Source organism: Adhaeribacter arboris, from assembly GCF_003023845.1.
GTDB classification, from domain to species: domain Bacteria; phylum Bacteroidota; class Bacteroidia; order Cytophagales; family Hymenobacteraceae; genus Adhaeribacter; species Adhaeribacter arboris.
Genome location: NZ_PYFT01000001.1, coordinates 3,881,006 through 3,898,325, shown reverse-complemented (window position 1 = coordinate 3,898,325; position 17,320 = coordinate 3,881,006). Strand labels below are relative to the sequence as shown.

The window sequence follows — 17,320 nt, the reverse complement described above, 5'->3', positions numbered from 1 at the left end:
GTTATGAGTTGATTCAAATACTTTTAAATTTTCTGCGTAGCAAATTTTAACTTTCAACTTTTAACACTTAACTAAACTTATGGCTGATAGCTTGGTAGCACAGAAATCTTATCAGTTTGCTTTACGAATAGTTAAGTTATATCAGCACTTAAAAGAACAAAAAAAGGAATATATTTTAGCCAAACAATTACTGCGTAGTGGTACTTCTATCGGCGCAAATGTGGAGGAGGCAGTAGCCGCACAATCTAAAGCTGATTTTATACATAAACTACACATCTCTTTAAAGGAAACCAGAGAAACAAGTTATTGGCTACGGTTATTAAAAGATGCTAATTATTTGGATGATGATGGTTATAAAAGTATTTATGCAGATTGTTTGGAATTACAAAAAATGTTAAGCAGCAGCATTCTAACCTCAAAGAAGAATAACTCTTAACTCTTAACTTTCAACTTTTAACTAAACAAGACGTGAAATACGATGTTGTAGTGATTGGCTCGGGTCCCGGGGGATATGTGGCCGCTATACGATGTGCGCAAGTTGGCCTGAAAACCGCGATTATTGAAAAATATAACGTGTTAGGTGGCACTTGCTTAAACGTAGGCTGTATCCCGTCGAAAGCTTTGCTGGATTCTTCGGAGCATTTTCATAATGCGGCGCATACGTTTAAAACCCACGGCATTGAACTGGATAACCTAAAGGTAAATCTGGAACAAATGATAAAGCGCAAAGCCGAAGTGGTAAAATCGAACAACGATGGCATTACCTATCTGATGAAAAAGAACAAAATCGATACGTATTTCGGTTTGGGTTCTTTCGTGGATAAAAACCGGATTAAAATTACCGCCCAGGATGGCACTTCCCAGGAAATTGAAACGACCAACACTATTATTGCCACTGGTTCTAAACCCACGGTACTACCTTTTATTCCGGTAGATAAGCAACGCATTATTACCTCTACCGAAGCCTTGGAACTGAAAGAAGTACCGAAGCACATGGTCATAATCGGTGGCGGGGTAATTGGTTTAGAATTAGGTTCGGTGTACGCACGCTTAGGTGCTAAAATAACTGTTATTGAGTTCCTCGACAGCATTATTCCTACTATGGATAAATCCTTGGGTAAAGAATTGCAGCGGGTGCTTAAGAAGACTTTAGGTTTTGATTTTTACTTCCAACACAAAGTAACCGGCGCTACTAACACCGGCGAAGGGGTTACCGTAACCGCCCAAAATCCCAAAGGCGAAACCGTTACTTTCGAAGGCGATTATTGCTTAGTGTCAATTGGCCGTAAGCCGTATACCGAAGGACTAGGCTTAGAAAATGCCGGGGTGCAAATGGGCGAGCGCGGTATGATTGCGGTGGATGACCATTTACGAACCAATGTGCCGGGAATTTACGCGATCGGCGATGTTATTCGGGGCGCCATGCTGGCCCATAAAGCCGAAGAAGAAGGCGTATTAGTAGCTGAACAAATTGTCGGTCAAAAGCCGCATATCAATTACAACCTGATTCCGGGAGTGGTGTATACCTGGCCGGAAGTTGCCGGGGTAGGCTTTACCGAGGAACAACTAAAAGAACAAGGCCGGGCTTACAAATCTGGTTCCTTTCCGTTTAAAGCCTCCGGGCGAGCGAAAGCCTCGATGGATACGGATGGTTTTGTGAAAGTACTGGCCGATAAGGAAACCGACGAAATTCTGGGTGTACACATGATTGGCCCGCGCATTGCCGATTTAATTGCCGAAGCGGTAGTGGCCATGGAGTTCCGGGCTTCCGCCGAAGATGTAGCTCGTATGAGCCACGCGCATCCTACTTACACCGAAGCTATGAAAGAAGCTTGCTTAGCCGCATCAGAAAATCGGCCAATTCATATTTAAGGAGATACGTTCAACTGGGTAGGTTGCAGGTACTTCCTATACTCCACCAACTGAACTTAACCCCATTTTAGCTCCATAAAAAAGCCATCAACTTTTTCAGTAGATGGCTTTTTTATGGAGCTAAAATGAGATTGTAATAAAAAGCAATTACTTTTTTATGGATAAATGTATGATCCTGTATCTTATATTTAAATCAGTATAGAAATTATTGTAAGTGGCAGCAGCATCTAACCTCTTGTTCTGTAAAAGGAATCAATTAACAACGTAATAAGTAGTTTTGTCCTGAAGAGCAGTTCTTTTATCCTTACTTTTATTAGAAAACTTAAATTTAAGTAAAATTACTTTTGTAGGAGGCAACTCTTAATCTTAAAACCGCATCTGTCTATTACGGCTTAATAGGTAAAATATCAGATACATTTATCTTTTGCAGCTAAATGTATTATTTTGCCAGTAAGTTAACGTTTTATATATCAATGCCTTAATTTTAGGCCTAAGCTACGCCTCGTGCAAAACAGTTATGATTAAACTGCAGAATATTCATAAATACTACGCTGTCGGTCATAACAAACTGCACGTATTAAAGGGTATTGACACTACCATCGAGGAAGGAGAACTGGTTTCGATTATGGGTTCTTCGGGCTCCGGTAAATCTACGCTGCTCAATATTCTGGGTATTCTGGATGATTATGATGCCGGTGATTATTACTTAGCCGGTGCGCACATTCGTAATTTGTCGCAAACCAAAGCTGCCTATTACCGCAACAGATTTTTAGGATTTGTTTTTCAGTCGTTTAACCTGCTTTCTTTTAAAAATGCGATGGAAAACGTTGCCTTGCCGCTTTACTACCAAAAAGTTGGCCGCCGGGAACGTAACAAACTAGCCTTGGAATACCTGGAGCGGGTAGGTTTACTCGATTGGGCCGAGCATTCGCCGAATGAATTATCGGGCGGGCAGCGCCAGCGGGTAGCCATTGCCCGGGCGCTTATCAGCAAGCCCAAATTAATTTTAGCCGATGAACCCACCGGAGCCCTCGATACACAAACTTCCTATGAAGTAATGGAACTTTTTAAAGAAGTAAACCGCGAAGGCATCACCGTCATTATTGTCACCCACGAAAACGATATTGCCGCCCAAACCAGCCGCATCATTCGGTTAAAAGACGGCTTGATTGTAAACGAACCGGTTCATGTACCAATTACCAGTTAGCAGTTACCAGTTACCATTTGCCAATTGCAATTAGCATCTACCAACCAATAACCAGCAACTAATAACTATTTAACCGCCATAGACGATGGTCTGTGGACTATGGACTAAAAGCATGTTCGACCTTGATAAATGGCAGGAAATATTAGGCACATTACGCAAGAATAAACTGCGTTCTTTCCTGACGGCCTTTGGCGTATTCTGGGGCATTTTTATGCTGGTATTGTTGCTGGGCATGGGTAAAGGATTACAGAATGGTATTTATAACCGGTTTGGCGAGGGCGCTAAAAATAGCATTTTCTTTTTTACCGGCCGCACTTCGGTCGCTCACCAAGGGTTAGCGCCGGGCCGGGAAATAAAGTTTACGAACGATGATCTTACGGCGATTATGCGGGAAGTAAATAATATCAAAATTATTGCTCCGCGTAACCGGCTATTTGGGGAATTTACAATCAATTACAAAAAGCAAAATGGCTCGTACCAGGTTTTCGGTTCTACCGACGATTTTCTGCTACTCAACGGCGAACGTTTGAATAAAGGTCGGTTATTAAATGCTATGGATGCTAAGGAGAAACGCAAAGTAGTAATACTCGGCGAAGCAGCTAAAAAAGTACTTTTCGGTGACCAGAATGCCATTGGCGAATACGTAAATATCCGGGGCATATATTTCAAGGTGGTAGGTATTTTTAATATTAAGGGAAACGATGGCGCCCGCCGCGAAGAACGAGCCTACATTCCGTTTTCTACGCTGCAAATAACGTTTAACCAACCCAACCAGGTACAGGTAATGGCGATGGTGGGGCAGAATGGAATACCGGCCAAGCAAATTGAGGATAAAGTAAAAAAAGTATTGGCTAAACGCCACAAATTCTCCACCGATGATTCCATGGCCTTATACGTGAATAACAACGAAACGGAACTGAACCAAATAAACGGCTTGTTCCGGGGCATTGAAATTTTCGTCTGGATTGTGGGTATCGGTACGCTCATTGCCGGTATTGTGGGCGTAAGCAACATCATGCTGATTATCGTGAAAGAACGAACCCGCGAAATTGGGGTGCGCAAAGCCTTAGGCGCTACTCCTTTCTCCATTGTAAGTCTTATCCTGCAAGAATCTATCGTCATTACGGCGTTCTCGGGTTATTTAGGTTTACTGGCCGGAGCCGGACTTTTGGATATTATCCGGTATTTACTCGAATCTAACGGAGTAGAACTGCCTTTCTTCGCGCATCCCGAAGTAGACTTGGGGGTAGCTATTTCCGCTACTATTTTGCTGGTTTTAGCCGGTGCTTTAGCCGGTTTAGTCCCCGCCCTAAAAGCCGCCCACATTAAACCCATTGAGGCCCTTCGAGCGGATTAGTTGTTGGTTGTTAGTTGCTGGTTGTTAGTTTTCTGAATAATTAAAAATATGAAATCATACACGGAATTAGAAGTTTGGCAGAAAAGTAGAAAATTAGCCGGATTGATTTATCGATTAACTGCTACTTTCCCGAAAGAAGAAATATTTGCCTTAACGAGCCAGTTAAGAAGAAGTGCAGTTTCAATCCCGTCTAACATTGCTGAAGGCTGTGGTAGGAGTTCCGCTAAAGATTCTATTCAATTCTTTTATATCGCTCGGGGTTCCCTGTATGAACTAGAAACGCAACTATTTATCTCTTTCGATTTAAATTATGTAGATGAAAATACATTAAATGAATCTTTAGCCTTGGTAACAGAATGTAAAAAATTGCTACATGGCTTTATTAAATATTTCATTAGCCTTAAGGTTTAGCTTGTTTTTCTTCAGCTAGCAACTAATAACCAGCAACTAACAACTATGATTGACATAGATAAATGGGCGGAGATTTACGCGACAGTGCGCAAACATAAACTGCGGACGGGCTTAACAGCTTTTGGCGTGTTCTGGGGAATATTTATGCTAATTGTTTTGCTAGGAGCCGGCAAAGGTCTGGAAAATGGCGTGATTAAAGATTTCAATATTGCCAAAAATACTGTTTTCGTCTGGACGCAGCGTACGGCGGTGCCTTACAAAGGATTAAAAGCGGGCCGGTTTATTCAGCTTACCAACGACGATATGGCTGCGGTAATGACCGAAGTGCCGGAAGTAGCCATAATTGCGCCCAGCAACGAACTGGATGGTACGTTTACGGTAAACCGTCTGACTAAAAGCTCTTCGTTTACAGTACGCGGCGATAACCCTGATTTTCGGGAAGTAAAGCCCATGCATATTCTAAAAGGGCGTTTTCTAAATGATATTGACATGCGGGAAAAACGCAAAATAGCCGTGGTAGGAGAACGCATTGTAGAGGTGCTGTTTGGGAAAGACGAAAACCCGATTGGGCAATACATCCGGATTAAAGGCATTTATTTTCAGATTGTCGGAATTTTCCGGGGAGTGGGTAAAGGCGAAGAATTAACCCAGGATGCTCAAACGATTTTTCTGCCGCTTACTACCTTGCAGCAAACCTATAATAAAGTAAACGAAGTAGGTTACTTTGCTATGACGCCAAAACCCGGCGTACCCGCTGCCTTGGTGGAAGATAAAGTAAAGCAAATGCTCATGAAACGGCATTCTGTGGCTCCCGATGATCTAAAGGCTTTTGGCTCCGCCAATATCGAGAAAGAATTTCAAGACATACAAGGTTTGTTTACCGGCATTGCTACTTTTAGCTGGATTGTGAGCATCGGTACCATTATCGCGGGCATTATTGGGGTAGGTAATATTATGCTGATTGTGGTAAAAGAGCGCACCAAAGAAATTGGTATTCGAAAATCTTTGGGAGCAACGCCTTGGTCTATTATCAGTTTAATTATTCAGGAATCTATTGTTATTACCAGCGTGGCGGGTTGGTTAGGTTTAATTGCCGGTACCGGCATAATTGCTTTAATTGACTACCTCATGACGCGCCTGAACGTAGATGCGGGCTATTTCTCCAATCCCGAAGTAAACGTACCAATTGCCCTTACAGCGGTGCTACTATTGGTATTTTCCGGTGCGCTAGCCGGTTTGATTCCCGCTACCAAAGCCGCCCGGGTAAATCCGGTGGAAGCTTTGCGCGATGAGTGAGATAGTTACAGGTTACAAGTTGCAGGTTGGAAAGTTGAAAGGTTGAAAAGTAGATTTCAAAATACTATAAGTTCCCCGCCTTGGATAAGGAGGGGGTGGTTGATGGTAGCATGACTATTTACTCTACCATCAATCTAATATCTAACATCTAGTATCTAATATATGAAAAAAGTATTTTTAGGTTTAGTGGTAGTAGTTTTTCTGGGGCTTTCGGGCTGGCTGGGTTATTACTTTTACAAAAAAGCAAATACCGATCCGATAGTTTATAAAACCGAAAAGCCTTTTTACACCAATATTGTTAAAAAAACGGTAGCTACCGGTTCTATTGTGCCGCGTAAAGAAGTGCAGGTAAAATCGCAGGTTTCAGGTATTGTGGAGCAGTTGTATGTAGAAGCTGGTCAGATTGTAAAAGCTGGTCAATTATTGGCAAAAATAAAAATTGTGCCCAACGTAGCCAACGTGAACAACGCCCAGTCAACTTTGCAAACCGCTCGCATTAATTACGCCGAAGCGCAACGCGAACTAGCCCGGCAGCAACAGTTATTTGACCAGAAAGTAATTGCCGAACAAGAGTTTAATCGCATTCGCTTGGATGCCAGCCTGAAAAAAGAGGCTCTTACCTCCGCCGAGAATAACCTGCAAATTGCTTTAAAAGGTGCTTCCCAACGAACCGGCGGCGGTTCTACCTTAGTGTACTCTACCATTAGTGGCATGCTGCTCGATGTGCCGGTAAAAGTAGGAACCTCGGTAATTGAGCGTAATAACTTCAACGAAGGTACCTCCATTGCTACTGTGGCCGATATGAAAGATTTGATTTTTGAAGGAAAAATTGACGAGTCGGAAGTAGGCAAAGTACGGGAAGGTATGAACCTGAACTTAACCATTGGCGCTATTGAAGACCGTACCTTTAAAGCCAAACTGGAGTACATTGCGCCCAAAGGAGTTACCGAAGAAGGCGCCATTAAATTTCAGGTACGCGCCAAAGTATTGTTAGACCCCAAAGACTTTATCCGGGCCGGTTACAGCGCGAATGCCGATATTGTGCTCGACCAGAAAGAAAACGTATTGGCTCTAAAAGAAAGCTTATTGCAATTTGGCAAAGGTAAGGATAGTACTTACGTGGAAATAGAAACCGGTCCGCAACAATTCAAAAAGCAACTGGTTAAAACCGGCATTTCGGATGGTATTAACATTGAAGTTGTTTCGGGTGTTTCGAAGGATAACAAAATAAAAGTAAAGGAGCCGGAAGCCCCGGAAAAGACCGAAAAAAAGAATAGTTAAGCGTACTCAAAGTAGTATTGCTTAAGATAAGAGAAAAGTAAAGAACAAAATACAACCAAGCCGCTAACTGTGCTGGAATACCAGGTGCCGCTAGAAAATTTGTCGGCCGGTATTGATATGTTGGAAGCGCATATTGGCATTGAATTCATCCGGCTGCAGTTTGTGAAAAAATTAAGCGTACTTCTTAGTTTTAAAACGGAAAAGCTCCTGCCAGCAGGAGCTTTTCCGTTTTAAATGTTTTATAATTTTTAAGTTATTAGATTTGAAGCCAATTTGCTTCAAATACAAAACCCACAATTTGGGCAAAAAACATTTTTAATTAAAGTACGGCTATGAAAAAAAGTACAGTAACCTTGCAATTTAATCCGGAGCTAAGTTTAAATGCCGACGGCAAACACGTACGCGAAGGATTGTCTACAATATTACGGACTGGTGATTACCTGTGGGTGAGTTGCGATGAACGCTGTACTCTGGAACGCCTGAAAAAAATAAACGAAGATACTTTTGGCGAGCATCATTCTTTTGATTTGAGTCAGTTCCTGAAACTACCCGCAGGTACCAATAACGAAATTGATATCGAAGGCATCGCGTCAGAAGAACATTACTTGTGGTTAGTGGGCTCGCACAGTTTAGCCCGGCGCAAACCTAAAAAAAGCCAGGATTCGGACGACCAGATTAAACGCTTGGCTAAACTCAAAACCGATCCTAACCGCTATTTACTCGCCCGTATTCCTTTAATCCGCCATAAAAATACCGGCGAAATTAGTTTAGCCAAGCATTCGACGCATCCGTACGAACATCAATTTATGTTAACGGCAGCTCAGTTAATCGGTAATCACGCGGGATCTAACCAATTGCTGGAAGCACTTACCCATGACATCCACGTGCAGGATTTTCTGAAAATTCCCGGTAAAGATAATGGCTTTGATATTGAAGGTTTGGCCGTACACGGCGAACGCATTTTTATTGGTTTGCGCGGACCCGTATTGCGGGGCTGGGCTATTATTTTCGAAGTGGCCGTGCAGGATACGCACGAAGGTTATTTTGAGTTAAAACCTGTTGGGCCAAAAGGAGAGCTGTATATAAAACATTTTTTGCACCTGGAAGGCATGGGAATCCGGGAATTAAGTGTATCCGGCGAGGATCTTTTAATTTTGGCTGGCCCTTCTATGGATTTGGACGGAACCATTGCCTTGTACCGTTGGCCTCAGGCTTTACGGCAAACCGGCCAGACCATAACGCATCGCAAAGATTTAATGCGTTTGTTTGAGGTGCCTCACGGCAGTAGTGATACAACTGGTCAGGACAAAGCCGAAGGGTTAACGGTTTACGACCCGCACCACGCCATTATTGTTTTTGATAGCCCAACGGAAGAGCGGAAAGTAAATGAAAATGATGTGCTGGCAGATTTGTACGCGTTTTAAGTTAAGTAAAAAATTATGCTTCAGATTGATTCTTATACTCCAACTGACAGGAGCAGTTTCCGGGCGTTGAACCACGAATGGATTACTAAGTATTTCACGCTCGAAGACATTGATAATCAAATTTTAAATAATCCGGAGAGTTATATTCTGGCCAAAGGCGGGGCTATTTTAATGGCTCGGTACGAGGGACAGACGGTAGGCACCTGTGCCTTGTTAAAAATGAACGATACGGAGTACGAGCTGGGTAAAATGGCGGTTACGCCAACTATGCAAGGAAAAAAGATAGGCCAGCAACTAGTAGCTGCTGCCATTGACAAAGCCCGGGAAATGGGAGCAAAAAAACTGATTTTATTAAGTCATCGCTCGTTGGTTCCGGCTTTGCACGTATATCAGAAAATGGGTTTCCGGCAAGTTCCCTGCACCCCCAGCGAATACAAACGCGCTGATATTCAGATGGAGCTGGATTTATAAAATATTTAAAGGTAAGGCTTTACTTTTTGCCTACCCGTTGAAACAAGATAATACCATTATGGTAGGTAATATGGCCATTGCGGTAAGTTTTTACATCCAGTAAAACCTGGTATTTATTTGCGCTGGTTTCTATAAAATCGTAGGTAGCCTGGCGCGGATCCGGCCAATTAGTGTCGTCTACTAAAATCAGGCAGTTATCCGAAAAGTAAGGTTCGGCTACTTGCAAGCCTTTCAGTTGGTCCTCGTATTTGTGGTCGCCGTCGTAAATATAAAAGCCGATATTGGTGGTATGGAGCCGGTTAAAATACTCCAGGTAATCCATATCGAAAAAATGGTGGTTGGTACTTTTAAGGGCGTTGAACCGTTTCAGGAAAGCTTCGCGCGGGCCGCCAAACTGCGAAAAATTATCTACGCCAATACAGGTTTTGGTAGGATTATGCGCCACTCCCGATAAAAAAGTAAAACCATTCCAGACCCCTACATTCACGAACGCTTCGCCGGGTTTCATTTCGGCCACCCCCCGGTTAATCATGGCACCTACGGCAAACGTAGACATGCGCGGGATTTTGCAGACCGTTTTTAGTCTTTCTTTCATTTCGGCGTGATTTTCGGGCAGTACCGTATTAAGTACATCCAACGAAAGGCCGAACTTAGGTAAGGTACGCTTTAAAGTACCAAAACCAATAGGCTGTTTAGTGGTAGGTTTGATAAAACGGAACGAAATATTTTTTACAAAATCGGCGTACGTCATGGTAAGGTTAACCTGGAAAATAAGCTGGCAATTTAGCAATTGTTTTTTAATGCGACAGCAACTTGGCTATTTACCGCAACCCGATTAAACTAGGTAAGTAAAAATATTACTTATTAGACTACATAAATAAAGTTGAACGATTATGTAACAAAACGAGCTGTTTTCCGATAAAATCATTCCGGCTAATCTTTTAAAACCAATTATAGATAAAACGGATAGCCATAAATTTACACTCAACTTTAAATTTTACAACTATGGAAAATAACACAAATAATGTAAATCAGCCTTCAGATAGCGCCAATGTAAATAACATTTTAGGTAATGCTACTTCTTACTTAAAAAACATTGATTTTAATAAAGTACCCGATCAACTAAAGCAATTTGGTACTGTTGCAGCTAGCAAAGTAAAGGGCTTAAGCACTACCCAAAAAGTAGTAGGTGGAGCGCTGCTAGTATTAGGTGCTGCGTATCTTTCCAGACGTTCTGGTCTGAACTTCCGGAACGTAATTCACTCTACCCGTACATACTAATAAAACAAATATCGAAACGCTTGGTATTTAAAATGCCAGGCGTTTTTGTTTTTATACTGTTTTAAAAATAACTTTTTTTATAAAAAGATTTACTGCTCTGCCCGTGTCGGATAAGCTAATCACCATTTTAGCTACGAATTTTTAAATCGTTTTTTGCTTCTAACAACTTGCATTTTATAACTTTACCAAGTGCGTATCGTTCATTAAATCGGTATACAACGCTAGAAGATACATGGAAGAAACCTTGCGCCATATTATAGGTCCGGACTCTAATGCAATAAATGGGTGGCAAATGAGTATCCGGGGTATACTAGTATTTTGTTTAGCAATAGCTATGGTGCGCCTCGGGTATCACCTAATTTTTAGTAAGAATGCTACTTTTGATATTGTGCTGAGGATTATTCTAGGAATTGGTTAAGGCTTAAAACCCTGACTTTGAATTCAAAAAGCAGATTGAGGCTGTACAGATACTGTATAGTTTATTATTTAAAAATTTACGGCTTTATTTATAATAAACGTAAAAGGTATATTCTACTCCGTACTTCTTACGCATAACCAAAAGAAACTATGAAAACCAGATTAAAAAAACAAAAGCATAAAAACCGCAGCCAGAATAGCATTTGGCAGGCATTGGGTAGTGGCTTAGCTGGCGCAGTTGCTGTAACGCTTATTCATGAAACAGCCCGACGTTTTATTCCTAACGCTCCCCGAATGGATGTATTGGGTATGCGTGCCATTGCGAAAGGCATGTATAAAATGGATGAGCAACCGCCCGAAGCAAACCAATTGTTTAATTTGTCGATTGTAGGAGATTTAGTTTCCAATACCTTGTATTACGCCTTAGGCGCGAACGGTCAGCAACCATGGGTGAAAGGTGTATTGTTAGGTTCCCTGGCGGGTATTGGAGGAGTAGTTTTGCCCGGCCCAATGGGTTTGGGCGAAGAACCAAGTGGACGCACTCCCCAAACAAAAGCCATGACCGTAGCCTGGTACCTTTTAGGTGGCCTGGTTACCGCAGCCACGGCTCAGGCCATTAGCAGTGTTAATAGAAAGCACCGTTTACCCGATGACTGGGCAATGTAAAGCAAAATAAAAGCGAAGAATCTGGTTTTATAGCCCGGGTTCTTCGCTCCAAGTAGATTTAATAAAATGTAAATTTATAAATTCGCTTTATTTGCTTTTACTAGCACCGCGTCCGGAGCCACTTTTCTTGCCGCCGTGATCTTGTTTGTTTACAGTTGCCCAGGCTCGTTTTTCTGCTTCTTCTTCGCTAATTCCTCGTTTTTCATAGCTCTCCTCAATGTGTTCTGCCCGCCTCTTTTGTTTATCGGTGTAGGCTGATTTATCTCCTCTTGGCATAGTTTTATTTTTAAGTAAGTGGAACGTATAAGATTACTAAGTATCTCTAATATACGTAGCTATTCAAAAACCGATTACATCTGGATTTTGGAAGATTACCTTAAAACTCGCATTTACTAATTACGGCCGGCAAATGCACAGCACTTCGCGCTTAGGTTTTACGGGTTGGTAATTGGGTAAGGTACGTTCTTTCATGTAAATAACCCGCAGTTCTTGCACTCTATCTTCCGGATGATGAGCTTCGTTCCAGATGCGAAGACGATAATGACAAAAATAAGGCCGCATAAAAGTATTATTTACGAATAAAAAGTTTTCTCCGTATTTGCGCCAACGGTCGTTTTTAAATAAAGCCACTACCGATTCTGGTTTTCTTTCCGTTTCTGGTTGACCATTCCGGTTTAGGTCGATTCGTTTGTTAGTGGCAGTTACGCCTTCCAGAATATACCAGCCATCATCTTTAAAAACTTCGGGCGCAAACATTCCCCAATGTTGATCTACCCGCAGTAGCATACCAGGCCAACGAGCGTTGGTGGGAAGTGACCGATTTATTTGAGGTACATCGGCCAGGTTCCACCAGATTACATAAAGCAAAATGGAGATAACTAATCCTTCTTTTATAGCGATTAATCCTTCTTTGCCAGCACTAGAAAACGGCCAGTTAAATCGTACCTGAATCGGGCTCGGAATTTTAAAAGAAAACCGCCGCAAATGGTAACCTAAATTTTGAATGTATGGTAATACCTTCGCATCGAACCAATTCATGGCCGGCGCAGGTAATAAACCCAGGAAGGAAACCAGATTAATCAGGTAAAATAATCCTACGAAAAGGGTAATACTAATGCCTAAATGAAAGCCCGTTAAAACACCTACTACCAAAATCCGGAAAAAAGAGGTATAAACCGGTATCAGCAAAACAAAAGGTAGATATAGCTCGATGTGGTACGTGGTGAGCGTTAAAAATTGGAGTAAGTCGGAGTAAGGATAAATAAGTTTACCTCCCGGCATTAATACTTGGTCCAGACTAAGAGCATAGTACAATGCTGTACCGGTAGTGTGCCATTCGGGGGAGTTTTTAAGTAAAGCGGTACACACGTAAACCAGCATAATCTGCACCACAAACGCCGCCGAAGCGGCACCAAAATGTAATTTATCTGGATGCGGATTGTTAGCTCTTTGGGCATCCAGGCTATAAAATCGACCCCAAGGTAAAAAAATAGCCCAAAATAAAATCATGCGCAGCAAGTCATCGCCGGCTTGTCCAATAAGTAAATTACGATTCTGCAGAGATAATAGTAAAAACCAGGAAATTATAGTTACTAAACGGGTACGATAACCAATCAACAATAAAAAAGCAAACAGGGCGGCTATTAAAAACAACACCGCCTGTACTTGCCACAAACCGCTAATGGTATGAAGCGAGATAAAATAAGGATCCCAGATATTCTGAAAAAGCACATACAGCGGCAAAACACCCATATTGGCATAATGGGCTTCCAAGTCGGTGGCGCGTATTCCTAAATCAAGTAATAAAACAAATCCAACGCCAATGCGCATAAGAGCGAGCGCTCGGACATCTACCGTAAAAACTTTTTTTAAATAAAGTAAAAGATAGTGCATGTAAGAGAAGACTGATTTGCTTCAATACTTAAAAAGAAAAAAGGCAAAAACCAAAGTGGTTTATGCCTTTCCTTGCTTTCGCAGATTTATTTATTATAAATTAATTGCCGGTTGTAGAACCACTTGTAGTGGTGCCGCCAGAAGTAGTACCTCCTGCAGTAGTGCCTCCGGTTGTAGTTCCAGCAGTAGTTCCACCAGCTGTAGTACCGCTGGTAGTTCCAGAAGTGGTACCAGCAGTAGTTCCACCGGCAGTAGTACCAGATGTGGTGCCACTTGTAGTACCGGAAGTAGTGCCACTAGTTGTTCCGGTTGTGGTAGTACCACTGGTTGTACCAGAAGTAGTTGTACCATCAGTAGTACCGCTGGTAGTTCCAGCAGTAGTTCCTCCAGCTGTGGTGCCAGTAGTGCTACCATCGGTAGTGCCGCTGGTTGTGCCGGAAGTGGTACCAGAAGTAGTTCCGGTAGCATCATCGGTGGTAGAAGTACCGGTTGAAGTACCTGAGTCGGTGTTAGTGCTTGAGCAAGAAGTAAAGGTGGTTGTTGCTACAAAAGCTGCTGCTAAAATGCTTAAATACGTCTTTTTCATAGTTTTACTTTAACTAATGTTATAATTTTTAGTAGTAAATATAATTTTATTAGTTGCCTGCTATACGTTTGGTATTCTTTTAAGGTTAACAATTCATAAAAAAAAATTGTACTCAGGCTAACTAAACCATTAATACTGGTTTTATTTAAAAGGTAACCCTCATAGAAACTAAGATACGAGGGTAAAGTAAATTTTGTTAAACTTAATAACTGGTAACCTGCTTTATACAAACCAGAAAAATTTATATTCGTAAGCAAAACCAGCTAAATTAAAGAATATGCCTGCTTACCCACCTGCCATTATCTTGTTCGATGGCGTTTGTAATTTATGCAATGGATTTGTGCAATTTGTTATTCGGCACGACCACCAAAGCTACTTTCGATTTGCAGCATTGCAGTCGGAAGTTGGGCGTGAGATTTTGCAGCAAGTTCAGTTCCATAACTATGCGCTTGATACGGTAGTTTTAGTCGAGGGCAGCACCTATTATACCCGTTCTACCGCGGCGTTACGTATTTTGCGCCATTTAAACGGGGGGTGGTCATTACTTTACGCGGCTATTATTTTGCCTGCTTTTATACGCGATCTTCTATACGTAGGTCTGGCCAAGAACCGGTACCGATGGTTTGGGAAACAGGAAAGTTGCTTAGTACCCACGCCCGAATTAAAGCTTCGGTTTTTATAAACTATCTTTTCTCTGCTTTATTTAAAGTTTGCCAAAGCTATATCATAATCTCACTTAAAATGTCTTTTCCTTTTGTTTATGATATAAAGAGACTTTAGGTAGTTAATTATTCGATAGCAGCCGATTTCTTAACGGTTGTTTTACTGGTTTTTGCTTTAGGTTCGGCCTTTGTTTTGCCAGCAGCCGACTTTTTAGCGGTGGGAGCTGTTTCCACTGATTTGGCAGTAGTGCTGGTTTTAGTACTACTTGTTTTTTGGGGAGCGGGTGTTTTGCGAGTAGGAGTATTTTTAGTCGTATTCGGGGTTATTTTGTCTATTAACTCTTCGGCCGTTTGGGTAACTTTTTTACCATTTTGGTTACTGCCTCCGGTAAAATAGATTCTGAATCTTTTTGGTTTTTTTTAGTGCTTGGCATAGCTTTATTTTGTTGAATGATACCTCTATAACTAGAACAATTTTAATTAGATGGATAAACGGTTGTATAGAAATATGGTTGTTTCAAAGGATAAAATAATAAGCTTCCGGTAAAAACCAACAAGTCGCGTTTCAGCAGAAAATTATAAGGTTATAACTTTCCGTAAAATAGCTTTTTATTTTTTAACTCAGGGCTTTTTATCCGTTGATCATTCTTTGTCGGGTTGCGCTTCTTGTCCGGAAGAAGCTTTTTCTTTCAGTGCGGTTTCGCCTCCATTGTATATTTTTAAGATAGCCGGAGTTAACGCACCTGCCAAATTACTGCCTTTCTTCTCTAACGATTTAATGATTTTTTTTGTGCTCTTGCGGACTAAATCAGCAATGGCATCGGCGATTAGATCAGAAACTTTATTTTTACCTTTTTTCTTCTTATTTCCTTTCTGCGGTTTATTTTTATTCTTAGACATAGTTATGTTTTTTTAGGTGAAATGCCAGGACGAGCGGGTAACAGGTATACGTTAATTTCTCGTATCAAACGGATAGTAGTGGTACAAGTTTTAGAGTTATTAGAAGCTGGAAACTTGTTTTAAGAAAAGTTATTTTTTAAAGCCCGGGTCATTTCGCGTTTTCCGGCGGGACCAGCTAATGCTTCTACGGTAAAGCCAGCGGCTTTTAAACTGCGTTTAAAACTGCCCTTCGCGCAATAACTTACCAGGCAACCATTAGTTTTTAAGGCAGCATATAGTTTTTTAAAAATTTCATCTGTCCAGAGGTCGGGCTGCTTTTCGGGAGCAAAAGCATCGAAATAAATAATTGTATAACGGTTAGGTGGCAAAAGGTAGGGCCGCAGGTCGGCTTCCGATTTTAAAAGGGTAAAATCGGGGGTAATAATTACAGGTTCGTTCCAGGGAGAAGTATGTAATACGGGTAAAAAATGTAATAAGGGAACATTAAAGATAAATTGCTCAAAATGCATTTGTTTTATCAAATCCGGCGCTAAGGGATACTTTTCCAGGGTATGGTAATAAACTTTTTTAGAATTTAGCAACGTTTGCTCTAAAGTAAGTAAGGCATTTAAACCCGTACCAAAACCTACTTCCAGAATGCTTACTTCCGATTGGTTTTGCCAGGCATATTCTAAACCGGCCCGGATAAATACGTGCATCGATTCCTGTAAAGCCCCGTTTATAGAATGATAATGCTCGTTTAATTCTGGTACGTATAAGGTAACAGAACCATCTTTCGTGAGCCGGATCTCTGTTTTCATGGAGTTAGTGATAGGTTGCAAGTTACAGGTTATCTATTATGAGTTTTAAGTTGTGTAGCTACAATAAAAGGCGCTTGGTTCTTACTCAAATTAGTTTTACTGGATAATTTTCAATCGTTAAACCTCAATTAACTATCTGCTTTTTCAGCCTGCAACTTATAACTTGCAACCTGCAACTTGCAACTAACACCATGGCCAGAATAAAAATTGATTTACCCCCTACGTACTCCTTTTTAACCGAAATAAAGGTACGGGTTTCGGACATTAACTACGGCGGACATCTGGGAAACGATGCTTTATTAAGTATTCTGCACGATGCCCGGCTACAATACCTGCAATCAATGGGTTATTCTGAATTAGCAATTGGCGGCAGTTTTTTAATTATGGCCGATGTAGCCATTGAATATAAAGGCGAAGGTTTCCTAGGCGATACGCTTATCGTGCAAATAGCTCCTCGTGACTTTACAAAATACGGCTTTGATTTAATATACCACGTAACGAACCAAAATAGTAAACCTATCGCGTACGCTAAAACTGGTATGCTGTGCTTTAACTATACTACCCGTAAGGTAATGTCGGTATCGACGGAAGTACGAGCTAGAATGGAAGTTTTCTAATTGCTGGCAAGGGAGTTTCTGTTTATATTTTAGTTTAACCGAAAACAAATTTGCGCCTGCAACTATTGGCTTCCGGGTTTTGTTTGGCTTATATATCGGGTAAAAGCGTTTGGTTGGATAGTTGTTTTAAATTGGCAATTACAACCTTTTGAGTAAAAGCCTGATATATTTTATATTTT

At 41.3% G+C, this 17,320-nt stretch carries 22 protein-coding genes; 16 read left to right on the top strand and 6 right to left on the bottom strand.

What is annotated here, in order from left to right; genetic code table 11:
• Positions 1-79: 79 nt before the first annotated feature.
• From AHMF7605_RS16110 to AHMF7605_RS16070, 10 genes are all read left to right on the top strand, one after another.
• Positions 80-436, top strand: coding sequence for a four helix bundle protein (locus AHMF7605_RS16110; RefSeq protein ID WP_106931037.1), 357 nt, complete (start codon positions 80-82; stop codon positions 434-436).
• 32 nt (positions 437-468) lie between these two features.
• Complete coding sequence (gene lpdA, locus AHMF7605_RS16105) at positions 469-1,872, top strand: dihydrolipoyl dehydrogenase (protein WP_106931035.1); 1,404 nt, start codon at positions 469-471, stop codon at positions 1,870-1,872.
• A gap of 517 nt (positions 1,873-2,389) precedes the next feature.
• Positions 2,390-3,079, top strand: coding sequence for an ABC transporter ATP-binding protein (locus AHMF7605_RS16100; RefSeq protein ID WP_106931033.1), 690 nt, complete (start codon positions 2,390-2,392; stop codon positions 3,077-3,079).
• A 112-nt stretch (positions 3,080-3,191) separates the two neighbouring features.
• On the top strand, positions 3,192-4,436 hold the full coding sequence (locus AHMF7605_RS16095; RefSeq protein ID WP_106931031.1) for an ABC transporter permease: 1,245 nt from the start codon (positions 3,192-3,194) through the stop codon (positions 4,434-4,436).
• Positions 4,437-4,484: 48 nt separating this feature from the next.
• Entirely contained in the window at positions 4,485-4,847 is a 363-nt protein-coding gene (locus AHMF7605_RS16090) for a four helix bundle protein (RefSeq protein ID WP_106931029.1), read from the top strand.
• A 45-nt stretch (positions 4,848-4,892) separates the two neighbouring features.
• Entirely contained in the window at positions 4,893-6,143 is a 1,251-nt protein-coding gene (locus tag AHMF7605_RS16085) for an ABC transporter permease (RefSeq protein ID WP_106931026.1), read from the top strand.
• A 162-nt stretch (positions 6,144-6,305) separates the two neighbouring features.
• Entirely contained in the window at positions 6,306-7,424 is a 1,119-nt protein-coding gene (locus AHMF7605_RS16080) for an efflux RND transporter periplasmic adaptor subunit (protein ID WP_106931024.1), read from the top strand.
• Positions 7,425-7,493: 69 nt separating this feature from the next.
• Positions 7,494-7,658, top strand: coding sequence for a hypothetical protein (locus tag AHMF7605_RS29770; protein WP_158267525.1), 165 nt, complete (start codon positions 7,494-7,496; stop codon positions 7,656-7,658).
• Positions 7,659-7,756: 98 nt separating this feature from the next.
• Positions 7,757-8,848: a DUF3616 domain-containing protein gene (locus AHMF7605_RS16075; protein ID WP_106931022.1), complete on the top strand. Its 1,092-nt coding sequence runs from the start codon at positions 7,757-7,759 to the stop codon at positions 8,846-8,848.
• 15 nt (positions 8,849-8,863) lie between these two features.
• On the top strand, positions 8,864-9,319 hold the full coding sequence (locus AHMF7605_RS16070; RefSeq protein WP_106931020.1) for a GNAT family N-acetyltransferase: 456 nt from the start codon (positions 8,864-8,866) through the stop codon (positions 9,317-9,319).
• A gap of 19 nt (positions 9,320-9,338) precedes the next feature.
• Here AHMF7605_RS16070 and AHMF7605_RS16065 read toward each other — a convergent pair whose 3' ends face one another.
• Entirely contained in the window at positions 9,339-10,070 is a 732-nt protein-coding gene (locus tag AHMF7605_RS16065; protein ID WP_106931018.1) for a class I SAM-dependent methyltransferase, read from the bottom strand.
• Positions 10,071-10,324: 254 nt separating this feature from the next.
• Here AHMF7605_RS16065 and AHMF7605_RS16060 point away from each other — a divergent pair, with 254 nt between their 5' ends.
• The 3 genes from AHMF7605_RS16060 (at position 10,325) to AHMF7605_RS16050 (ending at position 11,683) form a co-directional block, all read left to right on the top strand.
• Positions 10,325-10,600, top strand: coding sequence for a hypothetical protein (locus AHMF7605_RS16060; RefSeq protein ID WP_106931016.1), 276 nt, complete (start codon positions 10,325-10,327; stop codon positions 10,598-10,600).
• 232 nt (positions 10,601-10,832) lie between these two features.
• The gene (locus AHMF7605_RS16055; protein WP_106931014.1) at positions 10,833-11,018 is read left to right on the top strand and encodes a hypothetical protein; all 186 of its coding nucleotides are present in this window, start codon (positions 10,833-10,835) and stop codon (positions 11,016-11,018) included.
• 149 nt (positions 11,019-11,167) lie between these two features.
• The gene (locus AHMF7605_RS16050) at positions 11,168-11,683 is read left to right on the top strand and encodes a hypothetical protein (RefSeq protein ID WP_106931012.1); all 516 of its coding nucleotides are present in this window, start codon (positions 11,168-11,170) and stop codon (positions 11,681-11,683) included.
• 87 nt (positions 11,684-11,770) lie between these two features.
• Here the strand turns inward: AHMF7605_RS16050 and AHMF7605_RS16045 are convergent, their stop codons facing one another.
• The 3 genes from AHMF7605_RS16045 to AHMF7605_RS16035 all read right to left on the bottom strand — a co-directional run bounded on the left by AHMF7605_RS16045 (position 11,771) and on the right by AHMF7605_RS16035 (position 14,162).
• The gene (locus AHMF7605_RS16045; RefSeq protein ID WP_106931010.1) at positions 11,771-11,959 is read right to left on the bottom strand and encodes a hypothetical protein; all 189 of its coding nucleotides are present in this window, start codon (positions 11,957-11,959) and stop codon (positions 11,771-11,773) included.
• Between the two features lie 120 nt (positions 11,960-12,079).
• Complete coding sequence (locus tag AHMF7605_RS16040; RefSeq protein WP_106931008.1) at positions 12,080-13,576, bottom strand: HTTM domain-containing protein; 1,497 nt, start codon at positions 13,574-13,576, stop codon at positions 12,080-12,082.
• Positions 13,577-13,676: 100 nt separating this feature from the next.
• On the bottom strand, positions 13,677-14,162 hold the full coding sequence (locus AHMF7605_RS16035; RefSeq protein WP_199200250.1) for a hypothetical protein: 486 nt from the start codon (positions 14,160-14,162) through the stop codon (positions 13,677-13,679).
• A 277-nt stretch (positions 14,163-14,439) separates the two neighbouring features.
• On the opposite strand from AHMF7605_RS16035, the gene AHMF7605_RS16025 reads away from it, so the two are divergent.
• On the top strand, positions 14,440-14,844 hold the full coding sequence (locus AHMF7605_RS16025) for a thiol-disulfide oxidoreductase DCC family protein (RefSeq protein WP_106931004.1): 405 nt from the start codon (positions 14,440-14,442) through the stop codon (positions 14,842-14,844).
• Positions 14,845-15,017: 173 nt separating this feature from the next.
• Positions 15,018-15,221, top strand: coding sequence for a hypothetical protein (locus AHMF7605_RS29485; RefSeq protein WP_146153603.1), 204 nt, complete (start codon positions 15,018-15,020; stop codon positions 15,219-15,221).
• A gap of 245 nt (positions 15,222-15,466) precedes the next feature.
• On the opposite strand, the gene AHMF7605_RS16020 is transcribed toward AHMF7605_RS29485, so the two are convergent.
• On the bottom strand, positions 15,467-15,724 hold the full coding sequence (locus tag AHMF7605_RS16020) for a hypothetical protein (RefSeq protein WP_106931002.1): 258 nt from the start codon (positions 15,722-15,724) through the stop codon (positions 15,467-15,469).
• A 119-nt stretch (positions 15,725-15,843) separates the two neighbouring features.
• Positions 15,844-16,524, bottom strand: a complete 681-nt coding sequence (gene mnmD / locus AHMF7605_RS16015; RefSeq protein ID WP_106931000.1) for a tRNA (5-methylaminomethyl-2-thiouridine)(34)-methyltransferase MnmD — start codon at positions 16,522-16,524, stop codon at positions 15,844-15,846.
• 191 nt (positions 16,525-16,715) lie between these two features.
• Here mnmD and AHMF7605_RS16010 point away from each other — a divergent pair, with 191 nt between their 5' ends.
• Complete coding sequence (locus AHMF7605_RS16010; protein WP_106930998.1) at positions 16,716-17,141, top strand: acyl-CoA thioesterase; 426 nt, start codon at positions 16,716-16,718, stop codon at positions 17,139-17,141.
• Positions 17,142-17,320: the final 179 nt, after the last annotated feature.